General features: G+C 44.0%; 16 protein-coding genes. 11 read left to right on the forward strand and 5 right to left on the reverse strand.

The window, feature by feature from the left end; translation table 11 throughout:
- The first annotated feature begins 2 nt into the window (after positions 1–2).
- The gene (locus tag L8S15_RS20265; RefSeq protein WP_016768432.1) at positions 3–2483 is read left to right on the forward strand and encodes an EAL domain-containing protein; all 2481 of its coding nucleotides are present in this window, start codon (positions 3–5) and stop codon (positions 2481–2483) included.
- Between the two features lie 132 nt (positions 2484–2615).
- Here the strand turns inward: L8S15_RS20265 and L8S15_RS20270 are convergent, their stop codons facing one another.
- On the reverse strand, positions 2616–3212 hold the full coding sequence (locus L8S15_RS20270) for a DTW domain-containing protein (RefSeq protein ID WP_010438769.1): 597 nt from the start codon (positions 3210–3212) through the stop codon (positions 2616–2618).
- Positions 3213–3214: 2 nt separating this feature from the next.
- Positions 3215–4759, reverse strand: a complete 1545-nt coding sequence (locus tag L8S15_RS20275) for a membrane protein (RefSeq protein WP_010438767.1) — start codon at positions 4757–4759, stop codon at positions 3215–3217.
- Positions 4760–4798: 39 nt separating this feature from the next.
- Between L8S15_RS20275 and L8S15_RS20280 the strand changes: the two genes are divergently transcribed.
- The gene (locus L8S15_RS20280) at positions 4799–5266 is read left to right on the forward strand and encodes an EVE domain-containing protein (protein WP_004740480.1); all 468 of its coding nucleotides are present in this window, start codon (positions 4799–4801) and stop codon (positions 5264–5266) included.
- 87 nt (positions 5267–5353) lie between these two features.
- On the opposite strand, the gene L8S15_RS20285 is transcribed toward L8S15_RS20280, so the two are convergent.
- Both L8S15_RS20285 and L8S15_RS20290 read right to left on the reverse strand, forming a co-directional pair.
- Entirely contained in the window at positions 5354–6181 is an 828-nt protein-coding gene (locus L8S15_RS20285) for a Cof-type HAD-IIB family hydrolase (RefSeq protein ID WP_010438760.1), read from the reverse strand.
- A gap of 186 nt (positions 6182–6367) precedes the next feature.
- The gene (locus tag L8S15_RS20290) at positions 6368–7348 is read right to left on the reverse strand and encodes an alpha/beta fold hydrolase (protein WP_280574891.1); all 981 of its coding nucleotides are present in this window, start codon (positions 7346–7348) and stop codon (positions 6368–6370) included.
- Positions 7349–7429: 81 nt separating this feature from the next.
- On the opposite strand from L8S15_RS20290, the gene rhtB reads away from it, so the two are divergent.
- From rhtB to L8S15_RS20325, 7 genes are all read left to right on the forward strand, one after another.
- Positions 7430–8047, forward strand: a complete 618-nt coding sequence (gene rhtB, locus L8S15_RS20295) for a homoserine/homoserine lactone efflux protein (protein WP_010438755.1) — start codon at positions 7430–7432, stop codon at positions 8045–8047.
- A gap of 45 nt (positions 8048–8092) precedes the next feature.
- On the forward strand, positions 8093–9313 hold the full coding sequence (locus L8S15_RS20300; RefSeq protein WP_280574894.1) for an EAL and HDOD domain-containing protein: 1221 nt from the start codon (positions 8093–8095) through the stop codon (positions 9311–9313).
- A gap of 99 nt (positions 9314–9412) precedes the next feature.
- Entirely contained in the window at positions 9413–9754 is a 342-nt protein-coding gene (locus L8S15_RS20305; RefSeq protein ID WP_010438748.1) for a metalloregulator ArsR/SmtB family transcription factor, read from the forward strand.
- 41 nt (positions 9755–9795) lie between these two features.
- Positions 9796–10797, forward strand: a complete 1002-nt coding sequence (locus tag L8S15_RS20310; protein ID WP_016768437.1) for an ArsJ-associated glyceraldehyde-3-phosphate dehydrogenase — start codon at positions 9796–9798, stop codon at positions 10795–10797.
- Positions 10798–10820: 23 nt separating this feature from the next.
- Positions 10821–11330: a cyclin-dependent kinase inhibitor 3 family protein gene (locus tag L8S15_RS20315; protein WP_280574897.1), complete on the forward strand. Its 510-nt coding sequence runs from the start codon at positions 10821–10823 to the stop codon at positions 11328–11330.
- Between the two features lie 97 nt (positions 11331–11427).
- The gene (gene arsJ, locus L8S15_RS20320) at positions 11428–12648 is read left to right on the forward strand and encodes an organoarsenical effux MFS transporter ArsJ (RefSeq protein WP_010438743.1); all 1221 of its coding nucleotides are present in this window, start codon (positions 11428–11430) and stop codon (positions 12646–12648) included.
- A 169-nt stretch (positions 12649–12817) separates the two neighbouring features.
- Positions 12818–13831: an acyltransferase gene (locus tag L8S15_RS20325; protein ID WP_010438741.1), complete on the forward strand. Its 1014-nt coding sequence runs from the start codon at positions 12818–12820 to the stop codon at positions 13829–13831.
- Between the two features lie 74 nt (positions 13832–13905).
- Here the strand turns inward: L8S15_RS20325 and L8S15_RS20330 are convergent, their stop codons facing one another.
- Entirely contained in the window at positions 13906–14235 is a 330-nt protein-coding gene (locus L8S15_RS20330) for a DUF2500 domain-containing protein (protein WP_010438739.1), read from the reverse strand.
- Positions 14236–14479: 244 nt separating this feature from the next.
- Here L8S15_RS20330 and L8S15_RS20335 point away from each other — a divergent pair, with 244 nt between their 5' ends.
- Both L8S15_RS20335 and L8S15_RS20340 read left to right on the forward strand, forming a co-directional pair.
- The gene (locus L8S15_RS20335; RefSeq protein WP_010438737.1) at positions 14480–14854 is read left to right on the forward strand and encodes a hypothetical protein; all 375 of its coding nucleotides are present in this window, start codon (positions 14480–14482) and stop codon (positions 14852–14854) included.
- A 927-nt stretch (positions 14855–15781) separates the two neighbouring features.
- The gene (locus L8S15_RS20340; RefSeq protein ID WP_010438734.1) at positions 15782–16402 is read left to right on the forward strand and encodes a lysoplasmalogenase; all 621 of its coding nucleotides are present in this window, start codon (positions 15782–15784) and stop codon (positions 16400–16402) included.
- The last annotated feature ends 62 nt before the right edge of the window (positions 16403–16464 follow it).

Consider the following 16464-nt stretch of genomic DNA (forward strand, 5'->3'; position numbering starts at 1 on the left):
ATATGCAGTCGACCTCTCTCCTGATACAAGACATAGAACAAACCCAACATGAATTGGACAAGATAGATTTTCATAAACATGAAAGTTTGCTGATTCAGGTGTTCTCTTCTTTCGAGAAAGGTTCGGTTTTGGCTGCCTGCCAAGTGATTAAATCGATTTTCCCCAACGCCAAACTCATTGGTTGTAGTGCAAACCACTACATCAGCCAAGGTGTCATCCTGCATCAAGGCCTTTATCTTATTGTCACTCGCTTTGACGCGACGTCTTACACTTGCGGTATTGTGGAGTACAGTGAGCAGCCTCTACTCGATAGTGGAATGATGGCGGAGCAACTGCAGTGTCATGCCGAAACTCAAAGTATCATCTGTTTCGCAGATCGCTTGCAGATAAACAACCGAGCTCTGTTTGCAGCGTTTGAGCAATCGAGATACTCATTACCTATTTGTGGTGGTGCCTCTACCATTACAGAGGGGGGCCGATGGGTAATGCTCAATGGTGTCTGTTATGAAAATGCCTATGTGATGGTGGCGTTGCACAGCTCAAAGCTTGCCATTACCAAAGGTTATTACACTGAGTGGAATCCAATCGGTCGAACCTTTCGAGTGACGGGCGCTCAAGATAATCGGTTAGCAGAATTGGATGGAATGCCGATTCGTGATCTTTATAATCGTTACCTTGCTGATGGTCTGGAGGTCCCTTTTGAACAGTTGCACAACTTCCCTTTGATGGTTGGCGACCCAAAAGAGCAAAATATTCACCTGCCACTTGAGGTCATGGAGTGCGGAGAGATAGAGTTCAGTGGTCAGTTTCAGGTGGGCGATGAGGTCAGATTTTGTTATGACCACCCCTCATTGACTTTAGAGCAAGTTAGGCTTGGCGTTCAACAAATTGCCTCACATAAACCAGAACAGCTCTTTATCTATAACTGCACTTCTCGAATCGACTTTATCGATGGTAACCAAGAGGTAGAGGTTTTCCAAAAGCTGGCGGATACTTACGGTGTTTATTGTATGGGCGAGCTTTATCAAGATACGGGTCAACAAAGAATCTTGCATCATAGCTTAACTTATCTCGCCCTAAGAGAAGGGGAAGGTAAGGCTGCGTTGCCACTCGAAACACAACCAGCAACCAATATATCCCCGCTATTTTCACTGATTCGAAACGCACTGCTTGATGTCGATGATATGAACAACAGTATGGCCAGTAAGATTCAACAGCAAGCGACTGCATTGACTGCGAGCTACCGAATTGATCGCCGTACTGGCCTACCCAATCGAAGTGTACTGCGTGAAGCATTGTCGACAATGAGTTTTGATAGCCATTTATTAACGCTGAAGGTCACCACCTTTGGTCAAATCAATGAGAAGTACGGTTATCGAGTAGGTGATAAGCTTCTGCATGACTTGAGTGAATACCTTCAAAAAGCACTTTTGAAGTTCTTTGATGAGAGTTGCCAACTTTATAGTATTGGCATTGGCGAGTGGGCCGTGGTTTTTGACAGTTGGGCTAGTCAAGAGCAAATCCACCAGCGTTTCTCTGAATTTGCAGATCAAACCGAGCATGTCAACTTTGAGCCAATGGGGTTACCGGATATCGATTATCTTTCGGTTTCAGTCTGTGCTGGTGTCGCGAGTCGTCGCGATTTCCCTACGACCTCCATTGATGATTTATTACTGAAAGCGATTGAAGCTCGACGCAGCGCGGTGAGTCAGAATAAACATCTGGTGAGTGCTAAGGCGTTAATCCAATTAGAGAAGCATCGCCAAGAACAACTCGGTTGGCTATCGTGTGTCAGCCGCGCGGTGCTCAACCAAAATATTGTTGCTTGCTCGCAACCCATTGTGTCGGCACATAGTCATCAAGTAGAAAGCTACGAGTGCTTGGTTCGAATCGAAGAAGATGGCCAGTTGATCGCACCGGGTAAGTTCTTACCTATTATTGAGGGTACCCACCTCTATACACGTTTAAGTCGCCAAATGATAACGCGCACCTTTGATTTCATGAGCCAGAGAACCGATTCGTTCTCCATTAACTTAGCGCCACAAGATTTCAGCAATGAGAAAACCATTTTACACCTTGAGCAAGCCATCAAAAAAATTAGCCACCCACAGCGTATTGGTTTAGAGGTGTTAGAAACTGAGCAAATTCAGGATTACGGTCGCTTGATCGAGGTGTGTAATCACTTTCGCGATCTTGGGGTGAATATCATTGTCGATGACTTTGGTTCTGGCTATTCGAACATCGATGAAATATTGAAACTGGAACCACAAGTGATAAAGCTCGATGGCAGCTTGATTCGCAATATCGATAAAGATAAGAAGCAACGCAAAATAGCTCAACAACTCGTCAGTCTGTGTCATATCTTAAACGCTAAGACGGTAGCGGAGTTCGTACATAATGAACAGGTATGTCGAATAGCAGAGGATATGGGGGTTGATTACTTGCAGGGGTATCATTTTGGTGAACCCAAGCGTCTGTTTTGATGGGGCGATTGACGTAGCCGATCGTTTCACGTGAAACACTCATTGGTTCAAAAACTAAAGTGCGATGTAAAAAGGGTGAGCTTATGGCTCACCCTTTGTTTTTAGCTATTTATCTCCAGCATCTGCACTCAACTATTTGAGTGAGTGGCCACACTTATCGGCTTGGAATACTTTTAGATAATGTTGGAAATAGTCATCAATCTGTCGCGCTTGCTCTTCTTCACCTAATGCCTTGAGCAGTTCAACGCCAACCTCACAGGTACACAAATGACCACTGTCTTGGTTGCGGCGCAGAGTGTATGAGGATTCACTGGTAATGTTGAGGTGAGCTTGTGGAATCGCTTGTAACCAAACACTCTTGTTGAGTATTTTCTTCGCTTCTTGCCATGTTCCATCCAAAATAATGAATAGCGGCTTACGATCTCCAGCTACAGATGACACGGCTTGCTGACATTCGATGCTTTTATCACTTGGAAACAATAGAAAAGGCTGTCGTGTTTCATCTTCAAGTAATGCCATTAGATCGGCAGGTGGCGTCTTTCGTTGCCACACGAACGCCTCGCACTTCTCAAGCGATTGTTGCAGCAGTTTCCCTGTATTAGTGTCTCGCGAAAACTCATTCTCGTGAGTCAACAGTACAAGGTCGACTTGGCTCTTAATACTTGGTATTAAATGACAAACGCATTGGTGAGTAAAACCACAACCACCACAAGCTTGTTGGTTACTCATGTTTATAACTTAACTCCGATTTTTGCTGGTGAGATACCATCCGCGAACAAAACCACATCGCTGATATTAGCATTATCTGCGACTGGCGCTACGCTTGGGTTAAGTGGGTAGCTGACACCAGAGTAAGACAGTGTATGTTTCGCCGGTGTTGCCCCACCTCCGCTGACATTGAAGATAAGATCGTGCCAGCCGTGGCTTTGTGATTTGCCAAGGCGGATATCCCCTTTGACCAATGTTACCCGGCTGTTGAAACGCCAGTTGTCTTGATGGTTTTCAAAAATGAGTAAAGTACAGCCTCCAGAGCCACACCAGTTGAGTTGAGCGAGTAACTCTTCTTTACCGTCACCGTTAAGATCGTAAGTCAGCCAACGATACTTAGTGTTGTCCGGTGAGGTGTTATTGATCTTGAAATACTCACGGATCGCTTGGTCGACTTTTTGATCAAGTTGATCGCTCGAGTTAACCTGTTTTGCGGTTAGATCCACGGCCGTGGTCGTGTTTACTTGCGCCTGTTCACTCTTGGCTTCAAATAACACCAAACCGCCATTGGCAATCGGGTAGACAACGTTGCCTACTTTCTCTTTTTCAGCGACCAGCTTGCCGTTGTCGAGCGTGAAGATACGTTCAGAGATTAAGTATTGTTGCTGGTGGCGAGTCATTACCACTTGTACTTGATTTTGGTTCAGTTGCTGCCAGAAGCCTTGTTCAACAATTGAAGGGTCGCCATTGCTGTACGAGTATGTGGTCACAGCGCTGTGATCATCGTTGAGTTCAAGGTTGATAGAGAACCCTGTGTTCTTCGTTGAACTTGCGAAGTAGAGCCCGCTCCAGTTCAGCGTTGGATCTTGATTTGATAATGTCGCACAGCCACTGTAGCTACTGTCATTGAGATTGAGCTTGGCTTCCAAGCCGTAGATTGAGTCGCTCATGCCATCGCTACAGCTTTCTTTTTTGAGATTGAGTTTTCCTTGCGCCGTTTTACCTTCTAATTGGTAATCACGACTGTTTGGTGTGGTGCGGCTTGATTCAATATTTAGGCGTTGTGGTTCTTCGCCCATCTGAGCGTATTTGAGTTGGTCTTTATCGAAGGCTGCGGACCAGAAAGGTTCATTGCCAAATACGCGTGTTGAACGTAGGGGTTGGTCACAACGGTTAGGGTTTTCTGCGGTTAGGATATTCACTTGATCAACCACGAAACGTGCCGTGAAATCTGCGTTATAACCCGTTTGGCTCGGCACAGTTAGGTATCCAATCAGCTCGCCATATAAAGCTTGGTAAGGTCGGGTTGCTAGCCCTTGAGCTTCCAGTGCTAATTCTGGTGATAAATCTAACCAGTATTGTTGTTGGCTACCGCAAGGAGTGAAGGTTCGGCTTTCATGGCCAACCACAACCTGACCACGCATGATGAAGGTTTGCGGTTGGATGCTCAGTGGCTCATCCAAGGTTGCTGGTGGTAGTTCTGGCTTTTGGGGGACATTTGGCGCTGTGACACAGCCTTGTAGAGCGAATGCGACTAGCCATGTCACTGGGTTTTTTATTACCTTCATGTTATATCTTCCTCGGAGCAACCGTTAATTGGATTTATTATGGCATATTGGTTATTTAAAACAGAACCTGACACCTTTTCTATTCAGACTCTGAGAGTACAAAAAACCTCTTGTTGGGAGGGTGTACGCAACTATCAGGCTCGAAACATGATGCGCGATGAAGTTAAGCTTGGAGACCTAGTGATGATATACCATTCATCATGTAAGAAAGTTGGCGTAGCAGGGATCGCCAAAGTAACCAGAGAAGCCTACCCAGACCACTTTCAGTTCGACCCAGAGAGTGATTACTACGATCCTAAGTCTTCACCAGATAACCCGCGCTGGATAATGGTGGATGTCGAGTTTGTTCGAGTGACTGAACGCTTGATTCCCTTAGCAACGCTTAAAGCCATGCCTGAACTATCAGAGATGCCATTGGTGAAGCGCGGTAATCGCTTATCTATCATGCCGGTTACCGAACAAGAGTGGCAGGCAATCTTAAGCAAAGAAGTGCTAGGTTCTCGATAGCGTTAGAGAGAGCTTTTTACGTAAGGTTCAAAAAGGCAGCCAGTTGGCTGCCTTTTTATTTATTAAGATGGCTTCGACGAGACAAGGTTAGAGCAGATGTTTTTCTAAGTAGTGTGCAACCGCATCGTCGGCGTTGCTGCCAATCACTTCATTGTGTGGCAAAGCTTTGAGGACCTTCTCATGCGATGTACCCATCACTAAGCCTTTTCCAGCCATTGAAAGGAGTTCGACATCGTTCATGCCATCACCAAAGGCAATACAGTTCTCAAGTTCTAGGTCTATAGATTGTGCAACGGCTTGTAGCGCATCACCCTTAGACACTTCTGCTGCCATCACTTCTAAACACCAAGGCGTTGAGAATGCGATATTCAGCTTGTCACCAAACTGCTCGTTCAATTTATCTTCGAACGGAACAAGGTGTTCATGTTCTTGATTTGGGTGAGTACAGAAGATTTTAGCAATGCCTTCGGTCGGCGCATTGTCGACGTCATACAGTCGGTATGTAAAACCAGTTTGATCGTGGAAATTCTTCATGGTTTCGTCTTCACGGTTTAGCAACCATTCGTCGTTCATGTAGATATGAATAAAGATCTCAGGGTCTTGTTTGAGAACATCAACTACGCTTTGTACAAGATCCACTGGCAGGTTTTTGGCATACATCAGGTTGTCGTCTTGATCATGCACACGCGCGCCGTTCGAGGTGATCATGTAAGCGGGGATGCCTGTTTGTTTACGAATGCCTGCAACATCAACATGGTGTCGGCCAGTAGCGAAGATAAAGGTATAACCTTGTCCATGTAACTTCGTGAGTGTCTGCTTAGTAAAGTCGCTGAGCTGATGGTTTGGCGCTAACAGCGTACCATCTAAATCGGAGGCAACAATTTTCACGGAATCTTTTAGTGCAGGAATAGTCATTTAACCCTCATTGCAAAATGCTTAACTAAAATCGACACTAGCTAACGCTAGTATTCTCTTTAACTACAATATCTGTACTTGGAAATTGTATGCCAAATTTGCGTAAGAAAAGAGGGCAAAGCTCGCCTACTTCTCTTCCTCTTTAGCACCTCAATTCTTAAAGGCTTGCCCTCTTAATCGTCCTCGTTAAGCAAAGAATTGATTGATGGCGTCTAGTGTTTGATTACGGTATTCATCTTGTTCAAACAATACTTCATGCCTAGATCCTTCAATGACCTTAAACATGCAATCTGAGTTGGTTTTCTTCAATTTATTGATGAATTTTACTTGAGCATCGTTACTGACAATTTTTTCTTCCCCTGCCTGAATCAATAACAGCGGGATTTTTATTTGACGAGTTTGTTGTATCGCCTGTTTAGCGGCCATTAACCCTTGCCATACCCAGCGTGTGCTTGGTCCGCCAACCTGCAAAGAGGGGGAGCCGTCATACAGGCAACGAAACCACTGATAACGCACCTTACTGTGGCTTAGTAGGTTGTTTTCAAAAGGCTTTGAATAATAGGCCTGTTGGCCCGGAGCATACGTTGGTTTAGCGTGAAAAGCCGTTAACGCTTGTCCAACGAGCATCGCGATAGGTTTAAAATACCACTCGGTGTTGATACCAAACATTGGAGCGCACAGGGTGACTTTGTCAAACGGGTGAGCTGGATGAGTTTGCAAGTATCGAGTAGCTATAGTGCTACCCATTGAGTGTGCGAGCAGGTAGCGATTGGAATATCGGCTAAGGTTAAAACTGTTAATGATGTCGGACATGTCTGAAACGTAATCATCAAACTCATGAATGTGACCAATGTCAGAGTCTGTTACCATGCGTTCAGACTGGCCTTGACCTTGGTGGTCAAATGAATAAACGTCATAGCCTTGCTGATAGAAATCATAAAAGAGTTCTTGGTATTTCAAGCAACATTCAATGCGGCCATTTGAAATAACAATGGCTTTGGTGTGCGTTGGTGAGGTTAAGCTACACCAGTACAGCTTCTTTTTGCCAGATGTTGTTAGATACCCATCTTTTCGTTGTTGCCAAAGGGTGGGGATAGGGTGTTTAATCGCTTGTTCGAACTGAGGTTCTTGCGTGTAAGAAAATGGGGCTTCACTGTGGTTTTCCATGGGAAATTACCTGAACTGATGCATGTGAGAGCTTTATTGCTACTAATGTTGTTAGATTAAAGAACTAGTAAGGAAATGCAAATGGATACTCATGTTTGGCTTGCTTATGTCGTCACTGCGATATTGTTTAGTTTGGCTCCGGGCTCAGGTACCGTTAACTCGATCAGTAATGGACTTAGTTATGGCACTAAGAAGTCACTTGCGTCGATCGCAGGCTTACAGCTTGGCCTTGCATTCCACATTTTGTTGGTGGGGGCGGGTATCGGTGCATTAGTGGCAAAATCAGCGTTGGCATTCACCATTATCAAATGGGTTGGTGTAGTTTACCTGGTTTGGTTAGGCATTCAAAAATGGCGTGATAACTCTAACTTGGTGGCTTCAGAAGAGAGCTCTATGCTATCGAGTAGTAAGTTACTTAGAAATGCTGTGCTTATTAATCTAACTAACCCGAAATCTATCGTGTTTTTAGTGGCTCTGTTTCCTCAGTTTATCGACCCGACACAACCTCAAGCACCACAACTGTTAGTCCTCGGTGTGACAACGGTATTCATTGATAGCGTTGTTATGTTGGGTTACACCTCATTAGCTTCACAAATGGGACGTTTTATTCGCTCTGATCGCATAATGGGTAAGATAAATAAAATATTTGGTGGTATGTTCATGGGTTGCGGCGCTTTGCTAGCTGCTGCCAAAGCTTAATGAAAGTAATAGAGTTATAGTTAAATCAATTAGAGTTATCAATAAATGACCGCTACGTACGTTGCTCGACAACCTATCTTAAATCGTAACAAGAACACGCTCGGTTATGAGCTGTTGTTTCGCGATGGAGAGAGGAATGCCTATCCAGCGCATATTGAGTCTAATCGAGCAACGTATCGTCTGATTGTTGAAAACTTTTTGTCGGTAGGGCTTAACCCTTCGATCTCATCTTCGCGCTGCTTTATCAATTTCCCATACCAAAGCCTGATTCGTCGACTTCCTTTAAGTTTACCGAAAGACAAGGTGGTGGTAGAGATCCTCGAGACCTGTAAACCAACCGATGAGTTATTAGATGCGGTAAAAGAGCTTTACCAAGCTGGCTACATGATTGCTCTTGATGATTTTACATCGACGCCTGAATGGGAACGCTTCCTGAGATATACGCACATCGTTAAGCTCGATATCATGCAAATGGGTTTGGATGAGGCGTGTGATTTGGTTAAAGCCCATCAAGGGAAGAAGTTTAGCTTTCTTGCTGAACGCGTTGAAACCGAACAAGAATTCAAGCAAGCGAAAGGGGCCGGTTTTAAGTTCTTCCAAGGCTACTTCTTTAGTAAGCCGCAAATCATCAAGACCAAGTATATTAGCCCAGAGCAAGTGATTGCCATGGAGTTATTTCAAGAGGTGTGTAAACCGGACGTCGACTTCCAACGTGTTGAAAGCATTGTCGCGAAAGATGTCGCTTTATCTTATAAGTTACTGCGGTTTGTAAACACCATGTCGCCTCGTCTTGAGGTGACTATTTCTTCGTTCCGTCAGGCCTTAGTGTATCTGGGGCAAGAAAAACTGAAAATGTTTGTCTCGTTGGCGGTGGCATCTTATGTCTCTGATAAAAAACCAAAAGAGTTGTATGGCCTGTCTTTACAGCGTGCTCAATTTTGCCAGCGCATGTCTCGTTACCAGGCATTTGCAGGGCACACTGAGCAGGCGTTTATGATTGGTTTGTTTTCATTGCTTGATGCGCTGCTTGATCTGTCGTTAGAGAATCTCGTAGAGCAGTTGCCGTTGTGTAAAAGTATCAAGGTTGCTTTGCTTCGAAGAGAAGGGCCATACGGGACTCTACTGGCACTTGAAGAGAGTTTTGAGCATGCAGATTGGCAACAAATTGATGAGCATTGCGCTGATCTAGGACTTAATGTCGAGCAAGTAAAAACAGAGCTTACCGAAGCGCGACGCTGGAGCCATAACGTTACTAACCAGCTTTGATTTATCTTTGTTAAACTTTAATGACAATTGAAACGCACGCCTTGACGTGCGTTTTTTTATAATTAAGATATATGCATATCCACATATGAGTATGTAATTATGCTTCCTCACCAATTTTTTAAATTACTGTCTGATGAAACGCGAGTGCGTTGCTTAATGCTGATTGTGCGCAATGAATGCCTTTCTGTTGGTGAGTTGACTCAAGCATTACAAGAAAGTCAGCCAAAGATTTCCCGTCACCTAGCGCAGTTGCGCTCAAATGGTATTTTGACGGATGTTCGCCAAGGGCAGTGGGTGTTTTATCGTCTGTCACAAGATTTACCCGGTTGGATGCTCAAGTTAATTGATGACCTTATCGCATCGAACTGTTTGAAAACGGAATACCAGCAAGATATTGAGCGTTTAGAAGCAATAACTTCACGCCCTCAATGTTGCGTTTAATTGAATATTTTTAGATTCACCACTGACTGAGAGAACACACAATGACAGTTAAAGTAGGTATTAATGGTTTTGGCCGTATCGGCCGTCTAGCACTTCGTGCCGCATTCGATTGGGCTGAGCTAGAGTTTGTTCAGATTAACGATGTTGCTGGCGATACATCGACATTGGCTCACTTGCTTGAGTTTGATTCTGTTCAAGGCCGCTGGAACCACGCAGTGAATGTTGAAGGCGATGAGATGATCGTCAATGGACAGCGTATCAAGACGACTCAAGAACGCGATATTGATGCTGTTGATTGGTCAGGTTGTGATGTTGTTCTTGAAGCGACTGGTGTTCACCGTAAAACCTCTTTCCTTAATAAATACCTTGAGCAAGGCGTGAAGCGTGTTGTGGTATCGGCTCCAGTGAAAGAAGACGGTGTCGCCAACATCGTAGTTGGTGTAAATGACGCTATCTTCGATCCAGCGGTACATAAGATTGTGACAGCTGCATCTTGTACTACTAACTGTCTTGCGCCTGTTGTGAAGGTGATTAACGAGAAGTTAGGCATCGAGAACGCAGCCTTTACCACTATTCATGATCTAACCAATACACAAACTATATTAGATGCGCCGCACAAAGACCTACGTCGTGCTCGTGCATGTGGTATGAGTCTTATCCCGACAACGACAGGCAGCGCTAAAGCGATTGTTGAGATCTTCCCAGAGCTTGAAAACCGCATCAACGGCCACGCGGTTCGTGTACCACTAGCGAATGCTTCTCTGACAGATATCATCTTTGAAGTGAAGCAAGACACCACAGCCGAAGATGTTAACGCGATGCTGAAAGAAGCGTCTGAGAATGAACTTAAAGGCATTCTTGGCTTTGAAGAGCGTCCACTGGTTTCTATCGATTACAAAGGTGACCAACGCTCAACCATCGTGGATGCACTATCAACTATGTTAGTGGGTAAGCGCATGGTCAAGATTTACGCTTGGTACGACAACGAGATGGGCTACGCAACACGTACTGCTGAGCTAGTTCGTACTGTTGGTCTGGCTTAATTTACAAGATTTTTAAGAGATAGATGACGATGACAAACTCTCAAGTACATCCAACATGGCAACTAGATTTAGAAACTGGTGCGTTAGTGCTTACTCCATGTCCAGGTACCAAAGGTGCTGACTTAGATGCATCTCTAGCGCAACTGAAAGCACAAGGCGTGGAAGCGATTGTGACGGCTCTAGACAGTGAAGAACTGGCGAGCAAGAACGTATCTGAGCTAGGCGAGAAAGCGCAAGTACTAGGCATGCAGTGGTTCCAAATCGAAATCGAAGACGATTGTGCTCCGGGTGCTGATTTTGCTGCGAAATGGCAGGCGGCTAGCCCTGCGCTACACCAAGTGGTGGATAACGGCGGCAAGGTAGCAATGCACTGCATGGGCGGTTCTGGCCGTACTGGCTTGCTTGCTGCACACTTGCTGTTAGAGAAGAGTTGGGGTCTGAGTAAGATTGTTCAAGAAGTACAATCACTTCGTCCGGGCGCCTTCACTAAACCGATCCAGATTGAGTACATTAATGGCGTAGCGAACGGCTAATAAGCCATGGTTGTTATACAAGGAGCTTTTGGTATCTGGAGTGTTGAACTTATCATGATCCAAAAGCTCTTTTTGTTTAGATTGCAGAGATAGCATTATGTTTTCAAACCTAAGTAAGAGCGTTCGCCAATATATGTTGGTGACATTCAACTATTGGAATTTCACCATTACGGATGGTGCACTTCGTATGCTGGTGGTTCTGTATTTCTATGACCTTGGCTACAGTTCGTTAGAGATCGCCTCACTGTTCCTTTTTTATGAATTCTTTGGTGTAGTGACTAATCTAATCGGTGGTTGGTTAGGGGCGCGTCTTGGCCTCAATAAAACCATGAATATCGGCTTAGGGATGCAGGTTGTCGCCTTGAGTATGCTCGCGGTGCCAAGCGCAATGTTGACCATCCCTTGGGTAATGGCGGCGCAGGCGTTGTCTGGTATCGCTAAAGACCTCAATAAGATGAGTGCCAAGAGCTCAATCAAAACTTTAGTCCCTGATGAACAGCAAGGTGCGCTTTATAAGTGGATTGCGGTTCTAACCGGATCTAAGAATGCACTGAAAGGTGCCGGGTTCTTTATCGGTGGTTTACTGCTTTCGATGATTGGTTTCCAATACGCTGTGCTCGCGATGGCTGCTGTGCTGACATTGGTCTTCATTGGCAGTTTGGTGAGCTTAGAAGCGGACATGGGGAAAGCGAAAACTAAACCCAAGTTCAAACAGATTTTCTCCAAATCTGAATCCATCAATATCTTATCGGCTGCGCGTATGTTCCTATTTGGTGCTCGTGATGTGTGGTTTGTGATTGCTCTGCCGATTTATCTAGGCAGCGTGTTTGGTTGGGATCACTCATGGGTTGGTGGCTTCTTAGCGGCTTGGACCATCGCTTACGGCTTTGTACAGGGCATTGCACCAAAGATTACCGGTAAAGCGCAAGGTAAGGTACCTGATGGCCATGCAGCGCTATTGTGGGCGGGGGCGTTGGCTATTGTGACCGCTGGTATTGCCTATGCGGTGCAAATTGGCTGGCAACCAGAGTTAGTGATCATCGGTGGCTTGATGGTGTTTGGTGCCGTTTTCGCGGTGAACTCATCATTGCACTCATACTTGATTGTGAGTTATGCGAAAGGCGATGGTGTGTCGCTTGATGTCGGCTTCTACTACATGGCGAATGCGATGGGCCGTTTGATTGGTACGATATTATCAGGCTTGGTTTTCCAAATGGCCGGCTTGTCTGCGTGTCTTTGGGTCTCCTTCGCGTTCTTAGCGATAACGACACTGATCTCTTTGCGTTTACCGAAAGTGCCACAAATCTCAGCGGCATAAGCTTCAGCCGCATGAGTCTTAGTCGTAAGAGCGAGGCTTGTATAGCCTAAAGTCGAATGAACTTAATTCGCGATAAGCCTCTCCTTTAACACTAAGCTGACTTGGTATTTATTCCGGTCAGCTTTTTTATTGCTATAGTAGAATGATTGAATATTAATCAGGCATTTACATGAAGCAGCGAATTCTCTTTTTTGATTTAGCACGATGTGTCGCGGCCGTAGCGGTTATCGCGATTCATGTTTTGGCTCCTTATCGTAATGAATTGAACACCATTCCTTTCGGCGAATGGCTTACCGCCATCACGGTGAACAGTTTCAGCCGCTGGGCGGTGCCGGTGTTCATCTTGATTACTGGTGCCCTGATGCTCAGTGACCAACGCCCGTTTGATGCGAAATACTACCTTAAGCGTCGATTGGGCAAGGTACTGATCCCTTTCATTGTCTGGTCGCTTTTCTATACCTACCTGTCTGGTTGGTCTGCGATGGGTTTTGATGCTGATGTGAGTTGGGATATTTTGCTCAATAGTTACCATCACTACACGTACTACCATCTTGGTTTCTTCTATTACTTTATCCCGCTCTACTTTGTGATTCCTTTCTTACAGATCATGGTTAGAAAGTATGGGGACAAAGCGGTTTATGGTTTCACTGCAGTGTGGCTATTTACCACTTTGTTGTTCTTACTCAGGATAGATGGCCCATGGAGTCACGAGCTGTGGCTTTACACTGGGTACCTACCTTTGGGGTATATGCTGTATAAAATCGTTCCGCTTAACAAGGTGACGGTCGGTGTGAGTGTTTTACTTGGTGGGTTAGCATTACTAACCACGGTCTACATGGTGGTTGATGCAAGCCTGATAGCTGAGGAATACACGGTAGGTCGTTGGTTATCTTACAAAACATTGAATACGGTATTAGCTGCAAGCATGGTGTTCATGCTGTGTCGTTATTACGGAGAGGGTTTATCTGATAAGAGCAATCAAGTGGTTGGTTTTATCAGTAAACACAGTTTAGGTATTTACCTGCTGCATCCTATCTTTTTGTGGCCAATGAAAGAGTTCGGTTGGTTCCAAGGACATCCTGCTTGGGTGATTCCATTATGGATCGTGGTTAGTGGTGCAGGGGCTTTATGGATGAGCTGGTTAGTATCTAAGTCAGAGAAGACACGTTGGCTTTTACCTTAGCGATTAGTACTAAGGCTATTCTTGCGAACTGTGTTTGGCTTGCTTTGATGACAGATGGTTGAGGCGGTTTATGACTAGCGTTTCAAAGCAAAGTGCAAAAATTTATCGCCTTGGTAAGTTAAGGTTCCTTTATCACCAGGATTAAGTGCGTGGAAATAGTGGATACCGACTTGGAATTCTCGCTTCGGACCAACAACCCCACGTTGAACGTAAATCCAGTATTCTTGATCTTCTTGGCCCGGTTCGGCGTCAGGAAGATCGATGGATTGTTTGTCTAACACAGTGACATTCACTTTCTTTTCTGGCGCATTTTCACCTTGCGTGTGTTTTCGATAGAAACCAAGAAATACCCAAGCTGCTAGACCGGCGAGTGCAAAGATGGCAAAAAAGAGTGAATTAGGCATATAACCTCCATGTAGTCGTGATGGTTATTCTAGTCTTTCAAGCAATAGGGATATGTGTTTGAAGCCGTTATTCGTGAAGTGTTGTAAGCCAAGCTGATTATTTTTCGGCTGATATCACATTTAATGGCTAGTTTGGGATAAAGCGTTGTTATTTATTGTCTCTTTCTCTCGTAAATAACAATGATTTTGTATAAGAATAAGGAAATGCTCGACTAGAATTATAGTGTGGAGTGGGAGGGCCAAGATGACCGATATTGAAAAAGTGGTGAATAGAACTCGCAATATAGAAAAATTATTGAGACTTCAATATCACGCTGAAGGCGAAGGATTGCATGAGCTTGTAACAAGCTGTGAAGAAAGGCTACCGCACGATATGGTAATCAAGCTGCGTTATATCGCAACGTGTCGTAACAAGGTAGTGAATGAACATGAGGCTCAGCTGGAAGACCAGCAAAAATTTATAATGATGTGTAACGACTGTGAGAAGGAACTGACACCTCGTAGCGGTCGTTTTATTTGGCGAGTTGCGATCTTACTGATGATGGTAATGACTTTGGCTGCTGCTGGTTTCTATTATGCGAACTGGGATGTATTAACATTACATTTGTTTTCGAAGTGAAAAATCTGAACAAAAAAAGGGACGCTCATGGCGTCCCTTTTTTTATCTGTAACTTGCTTAGTACATCATCGGTAGTGTCATTAGACCTACAACTACCGCGATCATTACAAGTCCTTGTCTTTGCGAAGATGAAATCATAACACTACTCCTAAATTTGGTTGTCTCTCGCTATGTTTAAAAGAATAGCACTACTTATGGCTTTAGATCAAGTATTACTTTCGAAAGCTTTAAAAGTAGAAGAAAAGTGCCAGTTTTTAAGTTGTAAATCTCGATTTAACTGTATTTTTTGGTGTGTTCTTATTTTGTTCGTTGTGATTCATGTTTGTTCTTATTGCATTTAAGTTGTTGTTTTTGTTGTGGTGTATTGTGTAATTGATATTGTTAAAAGTTGTTAAACTGTATTAATAGGGGTTGGGTATGTCCAGGTTGTTTTTGGCTGTGTTTTCTATTTTTTGTTAGGTTTTAAGTGGTAGTTTTTACATAGGTATAGGATTGTTCTGACAATTAGACGTTAAATCAAAGCAAACCTCTTACTTTAGTGGGCTAGTGCTACTTGGCCTTTTGTTTTTCTGTTTTATTTTTGTTTTTTTGTTTTAAGTTGCTGTTTTTGAATGCTTAATTTATTTTTGGTTTGTATTTAATATCATGATTTTAGCCGGTTTTTGCTCATTTTTGACAGTTTCGTTAGACTAGAATTGTCCAAATGACAAGTTGAAGGGCTGGAGTCGAGCTTTAAAGAGGTTTTGTATGAAAGTGTTCTGGTTTTAAACAAATATCAATGAGAGCTAAGGGATTTCTTATTGCTTGGGGGAAAGAGGTGCTTTTTTAGTGGAAGCGTAATCAAGATCCAATTTTGAAAGGCTTAGGCTTTACATCAACACTCGTGTGCCTAGACTGGCGACGTTTTAAAGCAATAGGGTAAATGATATGTGGAGTTGGTTAGCGGTTTCCTTGTCTGGTATTGGAGTAATAGCAGGAACGAAACATGGACATATCGGTCAGGCCTTATCGTATAAGGTTTTTACCTTTGTATTATTAGCGATCATTGCTTTAACTCAATCTGTTGTTGCTGATTTTACCTATTGGGTAGTGGCTGGGTTGGCTATCTCTGCGATTGCAGATGTTCTTCATACTTTCACTCAAAAACGTTCTCTACATTTTGTTTGTTTCTTGGTTGCTCAACTTTGTTATAGCAAAGCATTTTGGTTACAGTTGTCAGGAGAAATGGTCTGGTGGCTGTTCGCTTTGTTGTTAGCGGCATGTATTGTTGCTTTCTTCTTATTATTGCCTCGCTTAGATAAACTTGTCTTTCCTGTTGTTATCATGGGGATGGTGCTTATTCAGCTGGCATGGGCTTCTGGTGAGGTTTGGTTGCTTGATCCTAAACTGTCCCATGCGGTGGGCTTTGCTGGCTGTAGTGTGTTGCTGCTTTCTGCATTGGCTTATGCACTGAACTGTTATCGTAGCCCAATCAAAGGTGCTTACTTTTGGGTGACGGGCAGTTATTTATTTGCACATGCACTTATTGTGGCATCTCTGACCATTTAGGGTTGAGCTTACTCAATTCTGAGCTACATCAAGGCAGCCTTGTTGAAAGTCTGTACTCTACG

It is taken from the genome of Vibrio sp. S/42/10, assembly GCF_029890535.1.
Lineage (GTDB): Bacteria > Pseudomonadota > Gammaproteobacteria > Enterobacterales > Vibrionaceae > Vibrio > Vibrio cyclitrophicus.

Excerpts from the sequence above, each read along its gene's own strand:
- L8S15_RS20330 (WP_010438739.1), bottom strand. The coding sequence starts at position 14,235 with ATGCCTAATTCACTCTTTTTTGCCATCTTTGCACTCGCCGGTCTAGCA.
- L8S15_RS20325 (WP_010438741.1), top strand. The coding sequence starts at position 12,818 with ATGAAGCAGCGAATTCTCTTTTTTGATTTAGCACGATGTGTCGCGGCC.
- L8S15_RS20340 (WP_010438734.1), top strand. The coding sequence starts at position 15,782 with ATGTGGAGTTGGTTAGCGGTTTCCTTGTCTGGTATTGGAGTAATAGCA.
- L8S15_RS20265 (WP_016768432.1), top strand. The coding sequence starts at position 3 with ATGCAGTCGACCTCTCTCCTGATACAAGACATAGAACAAACCCAACAT.
- L8S15_RS20285 (WP_010438760.1), bottom strand. The coding sequence starts at position 6,181 with ATGACTATTCCTGCACTAAAAGATTCCGTGAAAATTGTTGCCTCCGAT.
- L8S15_RS20310 (WP_016768437.1), top strand. The coding sequence starts at position 9,796 with ATGACAGTTAAAGTAGGTATTAATGGTTTTGGCCGTATCGGCCGTCTA.
- L8S15_RS20305 (WP_010438748.1), top strand. The coding sequence starts at position 9,413 with ATGCTTCCTCACCAATTTTTTAAATTACTGTCTGATGAAACGCGAGTG.
- L8S15_RS20275 (WP_010438767.1), bottom strand. The coding sequence starts at position 4,759 with ATGAAGGTAATAAAAAACCCAGTGACATGGCTAGTCGCATTCGCTCTA.
- arsJ (WP_010438743.1), top strand. The coding sequence starts at position 11,428 with ATGTTTTCAAACCTAAGTAAGAGCGTTCGCCAATATATGTTGGTGACA.
- L8S15_RS20290 (WP_280574891.1), bottom strand. The coding sequence starts at position 7,348 with ATGGAAAACCACAGTGAAGCCCCATTTTCTTACACGCAAGAACCTCAG.
- L8S15_RS20280 (WP_004740480.1), top strand. The coding sequence starts at position 4,799 with ATGGCATATTGGTTATTTAAAACAGAACCTGACACCTTTTCTATTCAG.
- L8S15_RS20270 (WP_010438769.1), bottom strand. The coding sequence starts at position 3,212 with ATGAGTAACCAACAAGCTTGTGGTGGTTGTGGTTTTACTCACCAATGC.
- L8S15_RS20300 (WP_280574894.1), top strand. The coding sequence starts at position 8,093 with ATGACCGCTACGTACGTTGCTCGACAACCTATCTTAAATCGTAACAAG.
- rhtB (WP_010438755.1), top strand. The coding sequence starts at position 7,430 with ATGGATACTCATGTTTGGCTTGCTTATGTCGTCACTGCGATATTGTTT.
- L8S15_RS20315 (WP_280574897.1), top strand. The coding sequence starts at position 10,821 with ATGACGATGACAAACTCTCAAGTACATCCAACATGGCAACTAGATTTA.
- L8S15_RS20335 (WP_010438737.1), top strand. The coding sequence starts at position 14,480 with ATGACCGATATTGAAAAAGTGGTGAATAGAACTCGCAATATAGAAAAA.